16 protein-coding genes are annotated in these 19,453 nt (G+C 72.3%); 11 read left to right on the top strand and 5 right to left on the bottom strand.

Annotated elements, in window-relative coordinates; all coding sequences use genetic code 11:
- The first annotated feature begins 80 nt into the window (after nucleotides 1-80).
- From mreC to rodA, 3 genes are all read left to right on the top strand, one after another.
- Nucleotides 81-863 carry a rod shape-determining protein MreC gene (mreC, locus tag ACGFIM_RS24215; protein WP_393203811.1) on the top strand — a complete coding sequence of 261 codons (783 nt, stop codon included), beginning with the start codon at nucleotides 81-83 and terminating at the stop codon, nucleotides 861-863.
- Between the two features lie 503 nt (nucleotides 864-1,366).
- Complete coding sequence (gene mrdA, locus ACGFIM_RS24220; protein WP_393203813.1) at nucleotides 1,367-3,289, top strand: penicillin-binding protein 2; 1,923 nt, start codon at nucleotides 1,367-1,369, stop codon at nucleotides 3,287-3,289.
- Nucleotides 3,286-4,455 (top strand): rod shape-determining protein RodA, encoded by a 1,170-nt coding sequence (gene rodA, locus ACGFIM_RS24225; RefSeq protein ID WP_393203815.1) that lies wholly within the window; start codon nucleotides 3,286-3,288, stop codon nucleotides 4,453-4,455. Before mrdA ends, rodA begins: the two co-directional genes overlap by 4 nt.
- A gap of 1 nt (nucleotide 4,456) precedes the next feature.
- Here the strand turns inward: rodA and ACGFIM_RS24230 are convergent, their stop codons facing one another.
- From ACGFIM_RS24230 to ACGFIM_RS24240, 3 genes are all read right to left on the bottom strand, one after another.
- Entirely contained in the window at nucleotides 4,457-6,007 is a 1,551-nt protein-coding gene (locus tag ACGFIM_RS24230) for an FAD-dependent oxidoreductase (protein WP_393203817.1), read from the bottom strand.
- On the bottom strand, nucleotides 6,004-7,488 hold the full coding sequence (glpK, locus tag ACGFIM_RS24235) for a glycerol kinase GlpK (RefSeq protein WP_393203819.1): 1,485 nt from the start codon (nucleotides 7,486-7,488) through the stop codon (nucleotides 6,004-6,006). Before glpK ends, ACGFIM_RS24230 begins: the two co-directional genes overlap by 4 nt.
- 74 nt (nucleotides 7,489-7,562) lie before the next feature.
- Nucleotides 7,563-8,312 carry an IclR family transcriptional regulator gene (locus tag ACGFIM_RS24240; protein ID WP_393203821.1) on the bottom strand — a complete coding sequence of 250 codons (750 nt, stop codon included), beginning with the start codon at nucleotides 8,310-8,312 and terminating at the stop codon, nucleotides 7,563-7,565.
- Between the two features lie 97 nt (nucleotides 8,313-8,409).
- Between ACGFIM_RS24240 and ACGFIM_RS24245 the strand changes: the two genes are divergently transcribed.
- The gene (locus ACGFIM_RS24245; protein ID WP_393203823.1) at nucleotides 8,410-9,030 is read left to right on the top strand and encodes a TetR/AcrR family transcriptional regulator; all 621 of its coding nucleotides are present in this window, start codon (nucleotides 8,410-8,412) and stop codon (nucleotides 9,028-9,030) included.
- A 49-nt stretch (nucleotides 9,031-9,079) separates the two neighbouring features.
- Here ACGFIM_RS24245 and ACGFIM_RS24250 read toward each other — a convergent pair whose 3' ends face one another.
- Nucleotides 9,080-9,598, bottom strand: a complete 519-nt coding sequence (locus tag ACGFIM_RS24250; protein WP_393203825.1) for a hypothetical protein — start codon at nucleotides 9,596-9,598, stop codon at nucleotides 9,080-9,082.
- A 109-nt stretch (nucleotides 9,599-9,707) separates the two neighbouring features.
- On the opposite strand from ACGFIM_RS24250, the gene ACGFIM_RS24255 reads away from it, so the two are divergent.
- Entirely contained in the window at nucleotides 9,708-10,286 is a 579-nt protein-coding gene (locus ACGFIM_RS24255; protein ID WP_393203827.1) for a YqgE/AlgH family protein, read from the top strand.
- A gap of 39 nt (nucleotides 10,287-10,325) precedes the next feature.
- Here ACGFIM_RS24255 and ACGFIM_RS24260 read toward each other — a convergent pair whose 3' ends face one another.
- Nucleotides 10,326-10,949 carry a TetR family transcriptional regulator gene (locus ACGFIM_RS24260; RefSeq protein ID WP_393203829.1) on the bottom strand — a complete coding sequence of 208 codons (624 nt, stop codon included), beginning with the start codon at nucleotides 10,947-10,949 and terminating at the stop codon, nucleotides 10,326-10,328.
- Between the two features lie 152 nt (nucleotides 10,950-11,101).
- Between ACGFIM_RS24260 and ACGFIM_RS24265 the strand changes: the two genes are divergently transcribed.
- From ACGFIM_RS24265 to ACGFIM_RS24290, 6 genes are all read left to right on the top strand, one after another.
- Complete coding sequence (locus tag ACGFIM_RS24265) at nucleotides 11,102-12,697, top strand: MFS transporter (RefSeq protein WP_393203831.1); 1,596 nt, start codon at nucleotides 11,102-11,104, stop codon at nucleotides 12,695-12,697.
- A gap of 138 nt (nucleotides 12,698-12,835) precedes the next feature.
- Nucleotides 12,836-13,093 carry a DUF3039 domain-containing protein gene (locus tag ACGFIM_RS24270; protein ID WP_364061098.1) on the top strand — a complete coding sequence of 86 codons (258 nt, stop codon included), beginning with the start codon at nucleotides 12,836-12,838 and terminating at the stop codon, nucleotides 13,091-13,093.
- A gap of 75 nt (nucleotides 13,094-13,168) precedes the next feature.
- Entirely contained in the window at nucleotides 13,169-14,116 is a 948-nt protein-coding gene (locus ACGFIM_RS24275; RefSeq protein ID WP_393203833.1) for a zinc metalloprotease, read from the top strand.
- A 23-nt stretch (nucleotides 14,117-14,139) separates the two neighbouring features.
- The gene (locus tag ACGFIM_RS24280) at nucleotides 14,140-15,525 is read left to right on the top strand and encodes an MFS transporter (RefSeq protein ID WP_393203835.1); all 1,386 of its coding nucleotides are present in this window, start codon (nucleotides 14,140-14,142) and stop codon (nucleotides 15,523-15,525) included.
- A gap of 94 nt (nucleotides 15,526-15,619) precedes the next feature.
- Entirely contained in the window at nucleotides 15,620-17,035 is a 1,416-nt protein-coding gene (locus ACGFIM_RS24285; RefSeq protein ID WP_393203837.1) for a hypothetical protein, read from the top strand.
- A 124-nt stretch (nucleotides 17,036-17,159) separates the two neighbouring features.
- A complete protein-coding gene (locus tag ACGFIM_RS24290) occupies nucleotides 17,160-18,911 on the top strand; it encodes a DEAD/DEAH box helicase (RefSeq protein ID WP_393203839.1) in 1,752 nt (583 codons plus the stop codon).
- The last annotated feature ends 542 nt before the right edge of the window (nucleotides 18,912-19,453 follow it).

A 19,453-nucleotide genomic window follows, 5' to 3' on the forward strand; every position in this document is an offset into this window, starting at 1 on the left:
TGACCCGCTGGGGAGGGCGGCGGCAGCGCCCCCTCCCCGGAGTCGTTCCGGCACGTTCAGCTTTCGAGAGGTGGTGAGCGATGCGTGGGCGTCCGTTGCGGCGTCACCGGGTACTGGTGATCCTGCTGGTCGCCGGTGCTGTGCTGGTCACGCTGGACCTGCGCGGGCACGCGTCCGTGATGCGTGCCGCCTCCGCCGCCGTGGTGGGGCCGGCCGAGGAGCTGCTCGGCGGCGCCACCAGGCCGCTCGGCTCGCTCGCGGGCGGCGGTGACGCGGTCCGCCGCGCCGAGGAGGCCGAGCGGCGCGCCAACAGATTGGCCGCCGAGCTGTGGGCCGAGCGGGCGGCCCACGCCCGCGACGCCCAGCGCCACCGGATCGAGGCGGCGCATCCGAGCGTGTCGCTGGTCAACGCCCGAGTGGTCGCGGTACGCGGCGACAGCGTCACCATCGACGCGGGCACCCGGCAGGGCGTGGCCGCCGACATGGCCGTCGTCACCGCGGACGGCCTGGCGGGGCGGGTCGTCGAGGCCGGGCCCGACGTCGCCACCGTGCTGTCGATCACCGCGCCGTCGGCCGCCGCCGGAGTGCGGATGGCCGGTTCCGGCGTGATCGGCACGGTCGAGGGCCGCCGCGACGGGATGCTCGCGCTGCGGCTGCTCGACGCCGACACCGAGCTTCGGCCGGGCCAGCGGGTGGAGACGCTGGGGTCGAGCGGGGGCAGGCCATACCCGCCAGGCGTGCCCGTGGGCACCGTCGAGCGCGTGGACCTCGCCCGCGACCAGCTCACCCGCACCGCACTGGTGCGCCCGGCCGTCACCTTCAGCACCCTCGACGTGGTGGGCGTGATCAAGGATGCGGATTAGGCTCGCCGCGGCGGTGGCGCTGGCCCCGCTGCTCGACGTGACCCTGCTCGGGCGGCTGCCGTTCCCCGCGCCCGATCTGCCCCTGGCCGTGGCGGTGGCGGCCGGCGTGCTGACGGGACCGGTCCCCGGGGCGGTGACCGGCTTCGCGGCCGGGCTGGTCGCCGACCTGGTGCCGCCCGCGCTGCCGCCCGCCGGGCGCAGCGCGCTGCTGTTCTGCCTGGCCGGGTACGCCGCGGGCTGGATCGCCCGCAGGCTGCCGGGCACGGCAGGAGTGTTCGCCGCGAGCGCGGCCGGCGGCCTGCTCCCGGTGCTCGCCGCGCTGCTCCTGGGCGTCTGGCCGGGTGAGCCCGCGCCGGAGCCCGGTCACGTGGCGGACGCCACGGCCGCCATCGCAGTCCCGGACGTGGGAGCGGCGCTCGCCGCCTTCCCGTGCAACCTGATCGCCGGCCCGCTGATGTGGCGCCTGCTGATCTGGCGCCGCCGGGCTTCACGGAGACTTCCCGATGCGACACTCACGCTTCCGGCTGTCACTGGTGCACCTGCTGGTGGCGGCGCTCTTCATCACCTTGCTCGGACGGCTGTGGCAGGTGCAGATGGTGGACGGCGAGCGCTACACCCGGGCCGCGGTCGCCGACCACGTGCGCCGCGTCGCCATCCCGCCCGTGCGCGGGCGCATCCTCGATGACCGGGGCCGCCCGCTGGCCCGCAACCGCGCCGAGATGACGGTCTCGGTGGACCGGGTGGCGCTGCGCCGCCAGCCCGACGGCGGCCGCGCCACGCTGCGCGCGCTGGCCGCGCTGCTCGACCGGCCGTACAAGGAGCTGGCCAAGCGGATCCGGCTGTGCGGGCCGAAGGTGGGCAAGCCGTGCTGGGCGGGCTCGCCGTACCAGCCGATTCCCGTCGCCGAGGGGGTGGCGGAGCGCAAGGCGATGCAGATCGTCGAGCGCCCCGAGAAGTTCCCCGGCGTCAGCGCGGCGCCCGCCCCCGTACGCGACCATCCGCGCGGCGAGCTGGCCGCGCACGTGCTCGGCTACCTGTCGCCCGGCGAGGGCAAGGGCGCGGACGGCCTGGAGGCCGCCTACGAGGCCGACCTGAAGGGCCGCCCGGGCAGCAGGGAGGTGGTGGTGGACAGCGCGGGCCAGGTGCTGCGCACGGTGCGCGAGCAGCCGCCGGTGCCCGGCTCGACGCTGGTCACCAGCATCGACGCGGACGTGCAGCGGGTCGTGGAGCGCGCGCTGAGCAAGGCGGTACGCGGCGCGCGCGGCGCGGACTCGGGCGCGGCCGTGGTGATGGAGGCGCGCACCGGCAGGATCGTCGCGATGGCCTCCGTCCCCGCCTATGACCCCCGCGTGTGGACGGGCGGCATCGACAAGGCCGACTACCGGAAGCTGACCAGGGACGACCGGCTGCTGTCGCGGGCCGTCCAGGGCCAGTGGCCGCCCGCGTCCACCTGGAAGATCGTCTCCACGGCCGCCGCCGTGGCCTCCGGCTACCCGCTCGGCGGCCGCTACGACTGCCCGAGCTCCTACCGGGTGGGCGACCGCGCGTTCCGCAACGCGGGCGGCGCGAGCCACGGCACCATGGACCTGCACCGCGCGCTCGTCGTGTCGTGCGACACGATCTACTACCGCTTCGCCGACGAGCTGTGGCGCAAGGGCGACGACGAGGCCATGCAGCGCATGGCGCGGGCGTTCGGCTTCGGCGCGAAGACCGGCGTGGACCTGCCGGGCGAGGCCGCGGGACGGGTGCCCGACCGGGCGTGGAAGAAGGCGTTCTGGGAGGCGACCAAGGACGACACGTGCGAGGCGGCGCGCAAGGGCTACCCCGAGCTCGCGAAGAAGGATCCCCGCAGGGCCGCCTACCTGAAGGCGGTGGCCGCCGAGAACTGCGCGGGCGGCTACTCCTGGAGCGCCGGCGACGCCGCGAACTTCTCCATCGGCCAGGGCGACGTGCTGGTCACGCCGCTGCAGCTGGCCCGCGCGTACGCGGCGCTGGCCAACGGCGGCACGCTGTTCAGCCCGCGCGTCGGCAAGGAGGTGCGCGGCCCCGACGGTGCCCTCGTACGGAAGATCGTCCCGCCGGTCGCGGGACGCCTGCCGGTGCCCGCCGAGACCCTGCGCTACCTGCGCGACGCCCTGGCCGAGGTGCCGAAGTCGGGCACGGCGGCGGGGGCGTTCGACGGGTTCCCGTTCGACAAGCTCGCGGTGGCCGGGAAGACCGGTACGGCCGAGGCGTACGACGCCACCGACACGTCCTGGTTCGCCTCCTTCGCTCCCGTGAAGAAGCCCAAGTACGTCGTGGTGGCCGTGGTCTCCAAGGGCGGCTCGGGCGGCGAGGCCGCGGCGCCCGCCGTCAGGGAGATCTGGTCCGGCATGTACGGCCTGGAGGGCCACAAGGCCGCGCTGCCCGAGCGGAGCCGCCGATGACCGCCACCCAGGATCCCCAGGTCCTGCGCCGCCTGCGCGCGAACGGCGCGCTGCCGGGCCCGCGCCGCCGCCGCCTGCTGCGGCTGGTCAAGGCCGTGGACTGGCTCCTGCTGCTGCCCGCGCTGGCGCTCTCGCTGGCGGGCGTGCTGCTGGTCTGGTCGGCGACCCGGCCGAGGATGGCCGCGGCCGGTGACGACCCGCAGACGTACCTCGTCAGGCAGTTCGTGAACGTCCTGATCGGCCTGGCCGTCATGGCGGTGGCCGCGCTGCCGGGACGCGGCGCGCTGCGCATCTGGGCGCTGCCCGCCTACCTGGTGAGCGTGCTCTGCCTGGCGGCCGTGCTGACCCCGCTGGGCAGGACCGCCAACGGCGCGCAGTCGTGGCTGAGCATCGGCGGGTTCGAGCTGCAGCCGTCGGAGCCGGCCAAGGTCACGCTGGTGCTCATGCTGGCCGTGCTGCTCGCCGAGCGCTCGCGCCGGCGGGTGCCGCTCGCCCTGGCGGCGGCCGGGCTGCCGCTCGGCCTCATCATGCTCCAGCCCGACCTCGGCACCGCGATGATCATGGTGGTGACGACCGGCGGCATGCTCGTGGTGGCCGGGGTGCGCTGGCGGTGGCTGGCGCTGCTGGCCGGGGCGGGCGCCGGCGCGGCGGTCGCGGCCTGGTTCCTCGGCCTGCTCCGCCCGCACCAGGTGCAGCGGCTGCTCACGTTCGCCGATCCGATGGCCGATCCGCAGGGCGCCGGCTACAACGCGGCACAGGCGCTGGTGACGGTCGGCTCGGGCGGGCTGTTCGGGCGCGGGCTGTTCCAGGGCGACCAGACCGGCGGCAGGTTCGTCCCCGAGCAGCACACCGACTTCATCTTCACGGTCGCGGGGGAGGAGCTGGGCTTCGCCGGGGCGGCGCTGCTGCTCGTGCTGCTCTGGCTGGTGCTGCACAGGGCGCTGGCGATCGCGGCGGTGGCCGCCACCCCGTACGGCAGGCTGGCCGCCGCCGGCATCGTGTGCTGGCTGGCCGCGCAGACGTTCATCAACGTCGGCATGGTGGTGGGGCTGACCCCGATCGTGGGCGTGCCGCTGCCGTTCGTCTCCTACGGCGGCTCGTCGATCGTGGCCTGCCTGGCGGCGGTGGGCGTGCTGATGTCCGTGCGCCGCCAGGCGAGCCGGTGACTCAGGCCAGCAGCTCGGCGATCTTGGCCCGGACCTCGGGCGTGTCGAGGCCGCGCACGGTGAGCGTGGTGCGGCGGCGGACGATGTCGTCCACCGTCGCCGCCCACTCGTGGTCGCGGGCGTAGACCGCCTGCGCCCAGATGTCGGGCCCGTCGGGGTGGATGCGCTCGCCGAGCGACGGGTCCTCGCGGATCATCCTGGCCAGGTCGAACGCGATCGACCCGTAGTGGGTGGCGAGGTGCCTGGCGACCAGCGGGTCCATGCGGGCGTCGCGCTCGCGGTCGGTCCACAGCCGCATGGCCACCGCGTCGGGGCTGGCCAGGCCCGGCAGCGGCACCGCGGGCAGCGGGGTGACGAGGTCGTCGCCGAGCGGCCGGTCGGGCAGGTGGGCGAGGATGTCGAAGACGTGCTTGCCGATGTGCCGGTACGTCGTCCACTTGCCGCCCGCCACCGACAGCATGCCGCCGGAGCCCATGGTCAGCACGGTCTCCCGCTTGGCCGCCGTCACGTCCTCCGGCCCGCCGGGCAGCACCCGCAGGCCGGCGAAGGCGTAGGTGATGTCCTCGCGCCTGAGCTGGGTGTCGCGTACGGCGTGTCCCGCCTCGTCGAGGATCTGCGCGATGTCGGCCTCGGTGGGGCGGACGTCGGCCGGGTCGCCCACGTACTCCTCGTCCGTGGTGCCGAGCAGCAGGTGGTCCTCCCACGGGATGGCGAACGACACCCGGTACTTGTCGATGGGCGTGGTCAGCGCCGCCTTCCACGGCTCGTGGCGGCGCAGCACCAGGTGGGCGCCCTTGGACAGGCGGATGCTCGGTGCGGCGGCCGGGTCCTCCATGCGCCGCAGGTGGTCCACCCACGGCCCGGTGGCGTTGAGCACGAGCCTGGCCGAGACGCCGAACTCGGTGCCGTCGAGCCGGTCGCGCAGCTCGGCGCCGCACACGGTGCCGTTCGACTTGCGCAGATCGACGACCTCGGCGTGGTTGAGCACGGTGGCGCCCGCGTCGACGGCGGCCCGCACGGTCATGACGGCCACGCGGGAGTCGTTCATCTGGTGGTCGCCGTAGACGGCCGCGCCGCGCAGGCCCTCGGTGCGCAGCGCCGGCACCTTGGCCACGGCCTGGTTCGGCGTGATGACCTTGCCCATGCCGTCGCCGAACACCGACAGCGCCGAGTACAGGAACACGCCCGCGCCCAGCTTGGCCGCGCCGTGCGGCCCGCCCTTGTAGATGGGCACCAGGAACGTCAGCGGCTTGACCAGGTGGGGCGCGATGTCGGCGGCCAGCGCCCGGCGCTCGCGGTGGTTCTCCGCCACCAGCTTGACGTTGCCCGTCTGCAGGTAGCGCAGGCCGCCGTGGACGAGCTTGGACGAGGCGCTGGAGGTGGCGCCGGCGAAGTCGCCCGCGTCCACCATCGCCACCCGCAGCCCTGCCTGGGCGGCCATCCAGGTGACCGAGGTGCCGAGGATGCCGCCGCCGATCACCAGCAGGTCGAATGTGGTGGTGGAGAGCTCCTCGCGGACCTGTGCCCGGTCGGTGCCGATCGTGGTGGTCATGCACACTCCTCCTGCTCGACCCAGTCGAGGGTCCTGGCCACGGCCTTCTTCCAGTTGCGGTATTCGCGCTCGCGGACCTGCTCGTCGATGGCCGGCCGCCACTCGGCGGCCTTGTGCCAGTTGGCGCGCAGGCTGTCGAGATCGGGCCAGTAGCCGGTGGCGAGGCCCGCGGCGTACGCGGCGCCGAGCGCGGTCGTCTCCGACACCATCGGCCTGATCACCGGCACGGCCAGCACGTCGGCGAGCGTCTGCATGAGCAGGTTGTCGGCCGTCATGCCGCCGTCGGCGCGCAGCGTCGTCAGCGCAAGTCCGGAGTCGGCGTTCATGGCGTCGACGACCTCGCGGGTCTGCCACGCGGTCGCCTCCAGCACGGCCCGCGCGATGTGTCCCTTGGTGACGAACCCGGTCAGCCCCGCGATCACGCCGCGCGCGTCGGAGCGCCAGTGCGGTGCGAACAGCCCGGAGAAGGCGGGGACGAAGTAGCAGCCGCCGTTGTCGTCGACGGTCCGCGCCAGCGTCTCGATCTCGGCCGCGCTGGAGATCAGGCCGAGGTTGTCGCGCAGCCACTGCACCAGCGAGCCGGTGACCGCGATGGCGCCCTCCAGCGCGTACGTGGCCGGTCCCGCGCCGATCTGGTAGCCCACGGTGGTCAGCAGGCCGTGCTTGGAGACCACGGGCTCGTGCCCGGTGTTCATCAGCAGGAAGCTGCCCGACCCGTACGTGCTCTTCACCTCGCCGGGGGAGAAACAGGTCTGGCCGAACAGCGCCGCCTGCTGGTCGCCGAGCGCCGACGCCACCGGGACGCCGTCCTGCGTGCGCCCGTAGATCTCGGCCGACGGGCGGATCTCCGGCAGCATGGCGCGCGGCACCCCGAGCGCGGCCAGCAGCTCGTCGTCCCACTCCAGGGTGTGGATGTTCATCAGCATGGTGCGGCTGGCGTTGGTCACGTCGGTGATGTGACGCCCGGTGAGGTTCCACAGCAGCCAGCTGTCCATCGTGCCGAACAGCACCTCGCCGCGCTCGGCCCGCTCGTGCAGGTCGTACTCGTCGAGCAGCCAGCGGATCTTGGGCCCGGAGAAGTAGGTGTGCAGCGGCAGCCCCGCCCGCTCCTTGAACAGCGGCTCCTGGTCGGCCAGCGACCTGGTCAGCGCGTCGGTGCGGGTGTCCTGCCAGACCACCGCGGGGCAGACGGGACGTCCGGTGTCGCGCTCCCACAGCACCGTGGTCTCGCGCTGGTTGGTGATGCCCAGCGCCGCGATGCGGCCGCTGCCGACGCCGGCCCCGTTCACCGCCTCGGCCAGCACGCCGCGCACGCATTGCCAGATCTCGCCGGCGTCGTGCTCGACCCAGCCCGGCCTGGGGAAGATCTGCCGGTGCTCGCGCTGGGCGACGGAGATGATGTGGCCGCCTTCGTCGAAGACGATGCACCGGCTGGACGTGGTGCCCTGGTCGATGGCTGCGATGTAGTGGGGTCCAGGCACTGGGTTCCTCGCTAGTGCTCCGGGTTCGACAATGCCGAACGAATGCTATGTGGTGGGTGATAGGTGTTCAAGTGTCATCTCGCGAGGTCACGGGTGATCGCCCGGGCGGCGTCCCGTACGTAGGAGACGTACTCCATGCGCAGTGCGCCGCCGGGCGCGAGCCGCTCGACGGCGCCGCGGATGCCGATCGCGCCCACCACCAGGCCGCGCGGGTCCTTGATCGGCGCGGCGATGGCGACCTCGCCCTCCGTCAGCTCCTCCATCTCCGCCGCCCAGCCGCGCGAGCGCACCAGGTCGAGCTCCCGCTCCAGGGCGGCCGGGTCGGCCAGCGTGTTCTTGGTGTAGGGCTCGAGGGGGCCGGCCGGCGGCTCGTCATAGGGGTCGTAGGCGAGCAGCACCTTGCCCAGGGCGCTCGCGTGCGTCGGCAGGTACGTGCCCACCTGCAGCGTCTGCATGCTGTCGTCGGGGCGGAAGACGTGGTGGATGACGAGCACGTGGCCTTCGTGCAGGGTGCCGATCCAGGCGCTCTCCCTGCTGCGGCCGGCCAGCGCGTCGGCCCAGTTGATGGCGCGGGCGCGCAGCTCGTTGACGTCGAGGTAGCTGCTGCCGAGGTGGAGCAGGGTGGCGCCCAGGCGGTACTTGCCGGTCTCCTGGTCCTGCTCGACGAAGCCCACCCGCACGAGGGTCCGCAGGATGCCGTGTAGCGTCCCCTTCGGCAGGCCGAGCGCTCTGGCCAGCTCGGCCACCCCGAGCCGGCGCGGGCCGGAGGCGAGCAGCCGCAGGATCGCGGCGGCTCGTTCGACGGACTGAATCGTCTCTCCCACGTGAGGGACACTAGCGCACTTTCGTTCGGCAATGCCGAACGTGAACTTAATGGAACAATGGTTTCGATAGTATCCCGGCACACGGCGAGGAGACTCGATGGACCGACCTTCCCGTTCCGCGGGGACCGTGCGGCCGGGCGGCCGCACCGCGCGGGTGCGCGCCGCCGTGCTCGAGGCCACCCAGGACGCGCTGGTCGAGCACGGTTTCCACGCGCTGAGCATGGATCAGATCGCGGCCAGGGCGGGCGTCGGCAAGACGACCGTCTACCGGCGCTGGGGCAGCCCCGCGGGCCTGGTGACCGATCTGATGAACGAGCTCGCGAACCAGTCCGCGCCGCACTCCGACACCGGCGGCATCGAGAGCGACCTGCGCGCGAACGCGATCATGGTGCTGGACGCGATCACCGACCCGCGCCTCGGGGCCACGTTCCAGGCCGTCATCGCCGCCGCCACCGGCGATGCGGAGGCGGCACGCGCGCTGCACACCTTCTATCGGCGCCGCATCGAGGAGTGGGCCGCCGTCGTGGACCTCGCCGTCGCCAGGGGCGAGCTGCCGCCGGGCACCGACGGTAAGGAGCTGATCAAGGCCATCTCCGCGCCGCTGTACTACCGGCTGGTCGTCACGCGCGAGCCGGTCACGCGGGAGGTCGCGATGGCCTCCGTGGCCCGCGCGCTCGCCGCCGCGAAGGCGGGCGCGTTCGTGACGGAGGATCAGTGACGATGCGGCCGTGACGGCGGGTCCGCCGCGGAACGGGCGTGAAGCCGTGTCACGACGAGCGCGGCCAGATCGAGCCGTACCACCACAGGATCCCGCCCATCACGACCATGCCGCCCGCCGTGGCGAGCCTGCCCAGCCAGTCGGCGGGCGGGCCGGTGAACGGAAGCTGCTTGCGGTGGTGGCCCCACGGGCAGTCGTTCTCCACCCGGGTCGAGTCGATGAGCGTCTCCGGCGCGCTGTCGCTCACCGCGAACGCCTCGATGTGGGCGCTGCTGCCCTTGCGCACCTTCACGTGCCGCACGATCGACTTGCGGGCCGGGATCGAGCCGCTGGCCACGCTCTCGCCGTCGGCCTTCAGGTCGAACCTGACCATCTGGCGGGTCTGGTTGCGCAGCCGCACGGTCGCCCGGCCCGTACGGCAGGCCACGTCGTCCACCGTCATCGTGAACGGGTCGCCGGTGTCCTGTCCCGGCCAGGCATGGGCGGGCGACGGCAGCAGCAGGGCGGGAAGGAGCGCGAGAGCCGCCAGTGGCAGGCAGGCAAGGACCAAACGAGTACCGATGCGCATGGCTCCCCCCAACGCGATCTTCGCTACCTAAAGTTCCCAAGCGTGTACGAAAAGTAACATGGAGGGATCGGGGGAGCGCGCACCCCCTGTGAACCTTCATGATGGATGTATGGCGGAAGCGATCTACGTCGGCGGGTTGTTGGTGGCGACGCCGCTTCTCGACGACCCCAACTTCCGGCGTAGTGTCGTGCTGATTCTGGAACACGACCACGACGGCGGAACGTTGGGCGTCGTGCTCAACAGGCCGAGCGACATCTCGGTGACCCAGGTGCTCCCGGTCTGGGATCCTCTCGTCACCGGGCCGCCGGTGCTGTTCGAGGGCGGGCCCGTGCAAACCGACAGCGCGCTCGCATTGGCCGCGGTCCCGAGCGGCGAGGAGCCCCTGGGCTGGCGGCGGCTGCACGCCGGCACCGACTCGGTGGCCAGGCTGGGCACGGTCGATCTCGACGCGCCCCCCGAGATCCTCCAGGGCGAGATCGCGCAGATGCGCATCTTCGCCGGGTACGCGGGATGGTCGGCGGGCCAGCTCGAAAGCGAGATAGCCGAAGGCGCCTGGTACCTCGTCGACTCCGAGGTCGGCGACACCTTCCACGCCGACCCCGCGTCCCTGTGGCGGCAGGTGCTGCGCCGCCAGCGCGGGGAGCTGGCGTTCGTGGCCACCTGCCCCGACGATCCGACCATGAACTGACGCCCGCCCCCGTGCGGGCGTCAGTGGTCACGTCGGCGGTCAGGGCTGCTGGTCCCAGCCGGGGCGCAGGCAGCGCTCGGCCATCTCCAGCGTCTGCGCCGTGCGCTCCTTCAGCTCCGTCAGTGACGCGGCGTCACGCGGGCACTCCATGCCGACGCGCATGACCGACATCGCGAACGCCACGATGAGGTGGGCGAACCGGTCCTCGTCCGGGTCGGTGCCGCGGCGGGCGGCGATCTCCGCGGCCAGGCGCCGCTCGGTCTCGGCGCCTCGGGCGGCCGAGAGCCCGACCAGGTGCGGATAGCGCTCGAACAATCTGCGGAGTTTGAGGAACCTCTCCGCATCCTCCGGCGTTGACTCCTCCAGGTCGGCGAGCACGGCGCGCAGCGCGCTCATCAGGGAGGCGAACGGCGGCTCGTCGTGCGGGCGTTCGGCCAGGATGTCCAGCATGATCGCCTCGCCGTGGTCGTGGAACCACAGCACCAGGTGGTCCTTGCTGGTGAAGTAGCGGAAGAAGGTGCGAGGGGAGATCTCGACCGCCCCCGCGATCTGCTCCACGGTGGTCGACTCGTACCCTTGTTCGAGGAAGAGGTCGAGCGCGGCGTCGAGGATGGCGGCGCGCGTTCTCTCCTTCTTACGTTCCCGCAGACCCACGGTCGTCACCTCCTCGACATCAAACTGTCACAGTGTGCCATAAGTCATAGCCAGCCGCATAAAAGTCAGTTGTGAAGTGTCATGCTGTGTCATTAGATTAGCTGGCACTTTGACATGCATGTGCCCTGATCTGGGGCGACACGTGGGAAATAGGGGGATTTATGGCTCACGCGAAGGCGGTCGACACACCGTCGTCGCCCGGCCCGGCCGAGACGGGGACCGGGGGTAACCCGTGGCTTGTTCTGCTGGCGGTCAGCCTCGGGGTCATCATGGTGATGCTCGACGGCACGGTCGTCGGCATCGCGAATCCGGTCATTCAGGCCGACTTGAAGGCGTCGCTGTCCGACCTGCAGTGGGTGACCAGTGGCTACCTGCTGGCGCTCGCGGTCTTCCTGATCACCGCCGGCAAGCTCGGTGACCTCTTCGGCCACAAGCGGGTCTTCCTCATCGGCGTGGCGGGCTTCGCTCTGTCGTCGGTGGGCATCGGCTTCAGTGCCGAGCTCGCCGACATCGTTCCCGGTGTCACCCCCATCGGCACGCTGATCGGCCTGCGGGTGGCCCAGGGTCTGTTCGGCGCGCTGCTGCAGCCCGCCGCGCTGGCGCTGCTGCGCGGCGCGTTCCCCGGCCCCAAGCTGAACCAGGCGATGGGCGCGTGGGGCGCCATCATCGGTCTGTCCAGCGCCGCGGGCCCGATCGTGGGCGGCCTGCTCGTCGACGCCGTCAGCTGGGAGTCGGTCTTCTTCATCAACGCCCCCGTCGGCGTCATCGCGCTCATCATGGGCATCCTCCTGATCAAGGAGAACCGCGCGCAGACCCTCGCCAGGATCGACTGGCTGGGCGTGGTGCTGCTGTCGGGCGCGATGTTCTCGCTGGTCTGGATGATCATCAAGGCCCCCGACTGGGGCTGGGGCGACAGTACGACGCTGACGTTCCTCGCCGTGTTCGCGGTGCTCATCGGCCTGTTCATCTTCTGGCAGAGCCGCGCCAAGCAGCCGCTGGTGCCGCTGTCGCTGTTCGCCAACCCGTCCATCTCCATCGGCACCTTCCTGATGATGATGGTCGCCTTCGCCATGTTCGGCGCGATGTTCTTCCTGGGCTTCTTCTTCCAGGGCGTGCACGGCCTGACGCCGCTGGAGGCGGGCCTGCGCATGCTGCCGATGAGCGCGGGCATGATCTTCGCATCGCCGCTGGCCGGCATGGCGCTCAGCAGGTTCGGCCCCAGGCTCACCATGGCCGGCGGCCTGCTGATCACCGCGTTCGCGATGTTCCTCATGTCGCGGCTCGGCATCGACGCCACGTTCATCGAGAGCGCCATCCCGTTCGTGCTGCTCGCCTTCGGCCTCTCGCCGGTCTTCGTCGGCGCCACCGAAGTCATCGTGGGCAACGCGCCGGTCGAGCTGAGCGGCGTCGCGGGCGGTGTGCAGCAGTCGGCCATGCAGGTCGGCGGCGCGCTCGGCACCGCCATCCTGGGCGCGGTGATGGCCTCGGAGATCTCCAGCAAGATGCCCGGCTACCTCGGCCCGATCGCCCAGCAGATCCCGCCGGCGCAGATGAGCGCGCTGGAGAAGGCCGCCGCGTTCGGCGCGGCGCCCCCCGGGCTGCCCGAGCCGATCGTCAGCGCCGTCCACAACTCCTTCATGGACGGCATGCACCTCGCCTTCGTCGTGAGCACCGTCATCGCGGTGATCACGGCCGCTCTGACGATGTTCGTCAAGGCCGGCAGGAAGACCGAGGGCGCCCCGGTCCACGTGGGCTGAACCCCGGCGCGCGCGCCCGCACGTCCCGTGGTCCCTGGGCGCGCCGCGCAGCGGTGCGCGTCCGTACGGCCTCCGTCCCTTTCCCGGCGGGGGCCGTACGCGCTCTGCGAGGTCCTGGACGGGCATAAACTCGATGGGGTGAGCACGAAGATCCTCCCAGAGCAGGAGACCACTCCGCGGACGTCGCACGGCGACGGCGATCACGAGCGGTTCGCCCACTACGCGGACAAGCACAAGATCACCGAGAGCATGGTGACCGGCACGCCCATCCGTGCCCTGTGCGGCAAGGTCTGGGTGCCCAGCCGTGACCCCAAGAAGTACCCGGTCTGCCCGGAGTGCAAGGAGATCTACGAGAGCCTGCCGCCCGGCGGCGGCGAGGGCGACGACAAGCAGTGAGTGTTGCTGAGCGGTAATCCCCGCGCGGAGCGTTACGGTCTGTAGCCAGATCGTCTCGCTACCGTGGGGGATTGCATGGTCCGGCGCGCGACCGCCGTCTCGTTGGCATGCCTGCTCGCGGCCGGGCTCATCCCGCCGCCGCGGCCGGGCGCGGCGCTCTCGCACGGATCGGCGTCCAGGTCGAAGACCGAGCCGGGGGAGCGGTGCGGCGACGGGCGGCCTGAGGCGGCCGCTCCTGCCCGCGCCCCCGCCCCGCGCTCGCCCGCACCCGAAGACGTCGCCAAGGTCATCGCCGAGCTCGGCCGCCGCCTGGCCGGGGTCACCCCGCCGTCGCGGATCACCGTGCCCACCCGGGTCCACGTGATCGCCGGCGCCGCCGGCCGCCCGGTCTCCGACGAGGCGGTCAAGGCCCAGATCGACGTGCTCAACTCCGCGTACGCCGGCAAGTTCGGCGGCGTCGACACCGGCGTGCGCTTTCGCCTCGACCGCATCACGGTCCGGCAGAGCGAGGCCTGGTTCGCCGATCCCGTCGGCAACGAGAAGGTCATGAAAAGGGCCCTGCACGCGGGCGGGCCGGACACGCTCAACCTCTACATCGCCCAGCTCAGCGAGCTGATGCTGGGCTTCGCCAGCTACCCGTACTGGTACGAGGGCGCGCCCGCGCTCGACGGCGTCGTGATCGACTGGCGCAGCCTGCCCGGCGGCGCGATGACCGACTACAACCGGGGCTTCACCGGCGTCCACGAGATCGGCCACTGGCTCGGCCTGTTCCACACGTTCGAGAACGGCTGCCGCGAGCCCGGCGACGGCATCGACGACACCCCGCCGGAGGCCCGGCCCACCGAGGCGTGCCCGCAGGACAAGGACACCTGCGCCGACCGGCCGGGCAAGGACCCCGTGCACAACTTCATGGACTACGCGCACGACCGCTGCATGTGGGAGTTCACCGCAGGTCAGGCCCGCCGCATGCACGAGATGTGGGCGGCGTTCCGCACCCCGGCCAGGGGCAGGTCGGCGGCCTGAACCGGGCGAACTACGATGTGCGGGTGACAGCACCAAAAGCACTCGACACTCCCACGAAGCCGCCGGGCATCTTCAACTCCGCATACCGGACGGCCACCTTAGGGATCCTGCTGGTGGTCACGCTGATCGCCTTCGAGGGCATGTCGGTCGGAGTGGTCATGCCGTCCGTCGCCGACGAGCTCAACGCCCTCGATCTGTACGGCATCAGCTTCTCCGCCTTCCTCATCGCCAGCCTGTTCATGAACGTCGTGGCCGGGCTCTGGTCGGACCGGCGCGGGTACCCGGCGCCGTTCCTGGCCGGCGTGGTGCTGTTCGCCGCCGGCATGGCGCTGGCCGGGGCGGCGTCCAGCGCCGGGATGTTCCTGCTCGCGCGGGCCGTGCAGGGGCTGGGCGGCGGCTCCGCCATCGTCGCCCTGTACGTGATGATCGCCCGCGTCTACCCCGCGGACATCCGGCCCAAGGCGTTCGCCGCGATCTCCGCCGCCTGGGTGGTGCCCGCCATGGTGGGACCGTCCGTGGCCGGGTTCGTCGGCGACACGTGGGGATGGCGCTACGTCTTCTACGGCATCGTGCCGCTGGTCGTGCCCGCGCTGGTGATGCTCGTACCGGCGCTGCGCATGGGCTCCGAGCACGAGGCCGAGCCCGCCAGCGGACCGCGCTCGAAGCCCGTGGCGATGACGCTCGCCGCCACCGCGACCGCCGGCGGCGCCGGGCTGCTGCTGTACGGCGTGGACGGGCTGCACCGCGACGCCCTGCCCGCCGCCCTGGAGAGCGCGGCCGGGCTCGCGCTGCTCGTCTTCGGCCTGTACCGGCTGCTGCCGCCGGGCGCGCTGCTGCTGCGGCGCGGGCTGCCCACGACCGTCCTCATGCGCGGGTTCTTCTCCGCCTCCTTCTTCGGCGTCAACAGCTTCATCCCGCTGGCGCTGCAGGAGGTGAAGGACTTCGACACCACCTCGGCGGGCATCGCGCTCACCACCGGCGCGCTGGGCTGGTCGGCGGGGGCGTACCTGCAGGCCAGGCACTCCACCGATGCGCACAAGCGGATCAGGCTGGGCGCCGGCTGCGTCACCACCGGCATCCTCGTCAGCCTGCTGTCGGTGCTGCCCGGCGTGACGGGGTGGATCGCCGTGCCCGCGTGGATCATCGCCGGCCTCGGCATGGGCTACGGCATCACCACGGTCAACGTCACCGCGCTCAAGCAGTCGCCGCTGAACGAGCAGGGCGCGAACTCGGCCGCGCTGTCGGTGTCCGACCAGTTCGGCTCGGCGCTGTCGGTCGGGATCGGCGGCGCGCTGGTGAACGTGATCGGCCACGCCCCGTCGCAGATCGCCACCGGATTCCTCGTCATCTCCGGCCTCATGGCGGCCATCGCGTTCAGCGGGACCCTGCTGGCCGGGCGTACCCGCTGAGATCCCGCTGTAATTCCGTCCCTCCCGTCACAGCCGTCACAGTTCGCCTGCCGTCGATCGCAAGGAGTGATAGGACAGCGGACGAGGAGGTGACATGGAGGGTGATCACCGGGTCTGGCCCCCGCTGCCGGGGCCCAGGCACCGCCGTCCTTCGGCTCCTTCGCCTTCTCCAGAAGAGTCCCCTTCTGATCAGGCGCCGTCTGATCGGACACCGCCCCGGGCCGACCAGCCACCGCCCCGGGGCGTACCGTCCCCGCGCCCCAAGACCATCCGGCCCCCGTACCAGGACGACCGCCGCCGGGCCGAGCAGCACTGGGCGGAGAGCCGCGCGCCTCGGCAGCAGCCGCCGCCCGCCTGGGGGCGCAGGAGGGCGCAGGACCACGCCGGCGAGCCCGGCCAGGGCGCGGAACCAGGCCCCTTCAGGGGTGAGGGGAGCCGCCGCAGGCCGCACGACGACGTACCGGCCTGGCCGCAGGACGAGGGACCGGCGTGGCAGCAGGACGGTGGGCCGGCCCGTCGGCGCTCCGACGACTCCGACTGGGGCAGCTCCGACGGCTCCGGCTGGGCGCGCACCGAGGCCCAGAGCTCGGGAAGGGACGGCGGCGGCTGGGGGCGTGCCGAGAGCCAGGGCTCGGGAAGGGACGGCGGCGGCTGGGGGCGTGCCGGGACCGGGGGCTCCGGGAGTGACGGCGACGGCGGCTGGGATCACGACCCCGCTCGGGGCCGTGACGAGGACGCGGGGCGGAGGCGGCGGCATCCGCTGGATCTGGAGCCGGACAGGGAGTTCTGGGGCGACGACGACCTGGACGACGACGCGGACGACGACGAGCCGTCCTGGAAGCCGCGCATCCGCGGCGCCGTCCGCAGGAGCGGCGCCGCCGACGACGACCTGCCTCCCTCGGCCCACCTCTACCGCTCGCCCACGGCGCCCAGGCAGCACGCGACGCGCGCCCAGAGCGGCGCTGGGACGGCAGGGACGGCCAAGAAGGTCGCGGCCGTGCTCGTGGCCCTGGCGGCCGGTACGGCGCTCGTCGCGGCGGCCACGAGCGCCGCCCTGCGGTTCGTCGCCCCGCAGCAGGAGACGGACCGTCTCAGCGACACGCAGGCCGGGGTGGCGGCGACGCTGCCCGAGGGCTGGCGCACGGACCAGGTGCCGCCGGCGACGGGCTTCACGTCCGCCGCCCGCGACGGCGCCGGCGCGGTGGTGATGGCCCGCCCGCTGCCGGGGCCGATCGAGGACGCGAAGAAGACCGCGGCGCAGGCCGCCCAGCTCTACTCCAGGCTGCTGCTCAAGGGCGACCGCGTGACGGTCGTGGACGATCGCGGCACCCAGGACGGCTACACGCGGGCGCTGCGCGCCGAGTACCGCGATGTGGTCAACCGACCGGCGTTCCTGCGCGTGATGCTCGTCACTCGTGAGGAGCGGCCGGTGCTGCTCGTCGGGCTGCTGCACCCCGAGGACCAGGCCCGCAGGCAGGCGCTCGAGGCGGTCATGACGAGCCTCCGATAAGCCGCATAGCACGTGAGGAGAACCTTGGCCAGAATCCCCGTCTCACGGCACGTCTTGTCGGTGGCCCCGATTACCCTTGGATCACTGTGAGAGAGCGAAGCACACCAACCCCAGAGGTGATGCGGTGAGCACCTTCGCCGCGTCCCACCTTTCGCCTTCCTATCCAGATCGGGCCGCCTGGGGCACCGCTCCCAAGCTGCGCGCCTGGCAGCAGCAGGCGTTCGACCTCTACTTCAGCCGCGAGCCGCGCGACTTCCTCACCGTGGCGACGCCGGGCGCGGGCAAGACGACCTACGCCCTGCGCATCGCCAGCGAGCTGCTCGCCAGGGGCGTGGTCAGGGCGGTCACGATCGTGACGCCCACCGAGCACCTCAAGCGCCAGTGGGCCGACGCCGCAGGGCGGGTGGGCATCGCCATCGATCCCGAGTTCAAAAACAGCCAGGGCACCACCTCGCGCGACTACATCGGGGTGGCGGTGACCTACGCGCAGGTCGCCATGCATCCGGCGCTCCACAGGGCCCGCACCGAGGCCCGCAAGACGCTCGTCATCTTCGACGAGATCCACCACGCGGGCGACGCCAAGTCGTGGGGCGATGGCGTCCGCGAGGCGTTCGAGCCCGCCACCAGGCGGCTGCAGCTCACCGGCACTCCCTTCAGGTCCGACGACAACCCGATCCCGTTCGTCACCTATGAGGAGGACGCCGAGGGCGTCAAGCGCAGCGTCTCCGACTACTCCTACGGCTACGGCCCCGCGCTCGCCGACGGGGTCGTCCGCCCGGTGATCTTTCTGGCGTACTCCGGCGAGATGAAGTGGCGCACCCGCGCGGGCGACGAGATCGCCGCCTCGCTCGGCACCCCGCTCACCAAAGACCAGCTCTCCCAGGCGTGGCGGGCCGCGCTCGACCCCAAGGGCGATTGGATCCGCCAGGTCATGCAGGCCGCCGACCGCCGGCTCACCGAGGTGCGCAGGGGCGTGCCCGACGCCGGGGGCCTCGTCATCGCCACCGACCACGAGGCCGCCCGCGCCTACGCCCGCCACCTGCGCAACATCACCGGCGAGACCGCCACGGTGGTGCTCTCCGACGACCCTGGCGCGTCGAAGAAGATCAAGCAGTTCTCGGCCTCGCAGGACCGCTGGCTGGTGGCCGTGCGCATGGTGTCGGAGGGCGTCGACATCCCCCGCCTGTGCGTGGGCGTCTACGCCACCTCCACCTCCACGCCGCTCTTCTTCGCCCAGGCCGTGGGCCGCTTCGTCCGCGCTCGCAAGCGCGGCGAGACCGCGTCCGTCTTCCTCCCCTCGGTGCCGACCCTCCTGGGCCTGGCCAACGAGATGGAGGCCGAGCGCGACCACGTGCTCAACAAGCGGCCGCCCGAGGACGGCCTCGACGACACCCTGCTCGAACAGGCCAACCGCCAGAAGGACAACCCCGACGTCCTGGGCGACGAGCTGCCGTTCGAGACGATGGAGGCCACCGCCACCTTCGACCGCGTGCTGTTCGACGGCGGCGAGTTCGGCACCGGCGGCGCGGTCGGCTCGGCCGAGGAGGAGGACTTCATCGGCCTGCCCGGCCTGCTCGAGCCCGACCAGGTGGCCACGCTGCTGCGCAAGCGGCAGTCCGAGCAGCAGGCGGCGCGGCGCAAGCAGCAGGCGGCCCAGCCCAAGCAGGAGCCGGCCCCGCACGAGCAGATCGCCGAGCTGCGCCGCGAGCTCAACGGCCTCGTCGGCGCGTGGAACCACCGTACGGGCCAGCCCCACGGCGTGATCCACAACGAGCTGCGGCGGGCCTGCGGCGGGCCCCCGATCGCGCAGGCGACGGTGGAGCAGATCCAGGAGCGCATCGCCATGATCCGCCGCTGGGCCACCCAGCGCCGCTGACCCCCCCTCAGCCGATCGCGCCCGGCCTCCCGGAAGGGGTCCCGTGCGGTGCCCGGTTTCTGGGAGGGGTCCGGTGCGGCGTCCGGTTTTCGGGAGGGGTCCGGTGCGGCGCTCGGCTTCTGGGAGGAGCCCGGCAAAGCGCCCCGTGCTCGGATCAGCCCTGCTCGATGGCCCGCGCCGGGACACGGTCCGCGCGGCCACCGCGCCTTGGGCGGCACGCAGTGCTCTGCGCCCTGGGGAAAGCCCCAGGTGGTGTGCCTTTTGCGCCTGGGACGAACTCCGTGCGGTGCCCCATGCCCGAGGCGACCTCCACCCCCGAAGTGGGTTCTGCGTCCGGGGCGGGCTCCTCGTCTGAGGTGGGTCTGTGTCCGGGGCGGGCTCCTCGTCTGGGGGGTTCTGCGTTCGAGGTGGGCTCCTTGCCTGGGGTGGGTCTGTGTCCGGGGCGGGCCCCTTGCCTGGGGGTTCTGTGCCTGGGACGTGGGGCATGTTCCTGGTCATCCCAGGTCAAGGGATATGAGGCTGGCCGTCACGTTACGTGGCTA

The sequence above is a fragment of the Nonomuraea sp. NPDC049309 genome, assembly GCF_043196965.1.
Classification (GTDB): Bacteria; Actinomycetota; Actinomycetes; order Streptosporangiales; family Streptosporangiaceae; genus Nonomuraea; species Nonomuraea fastidiosa.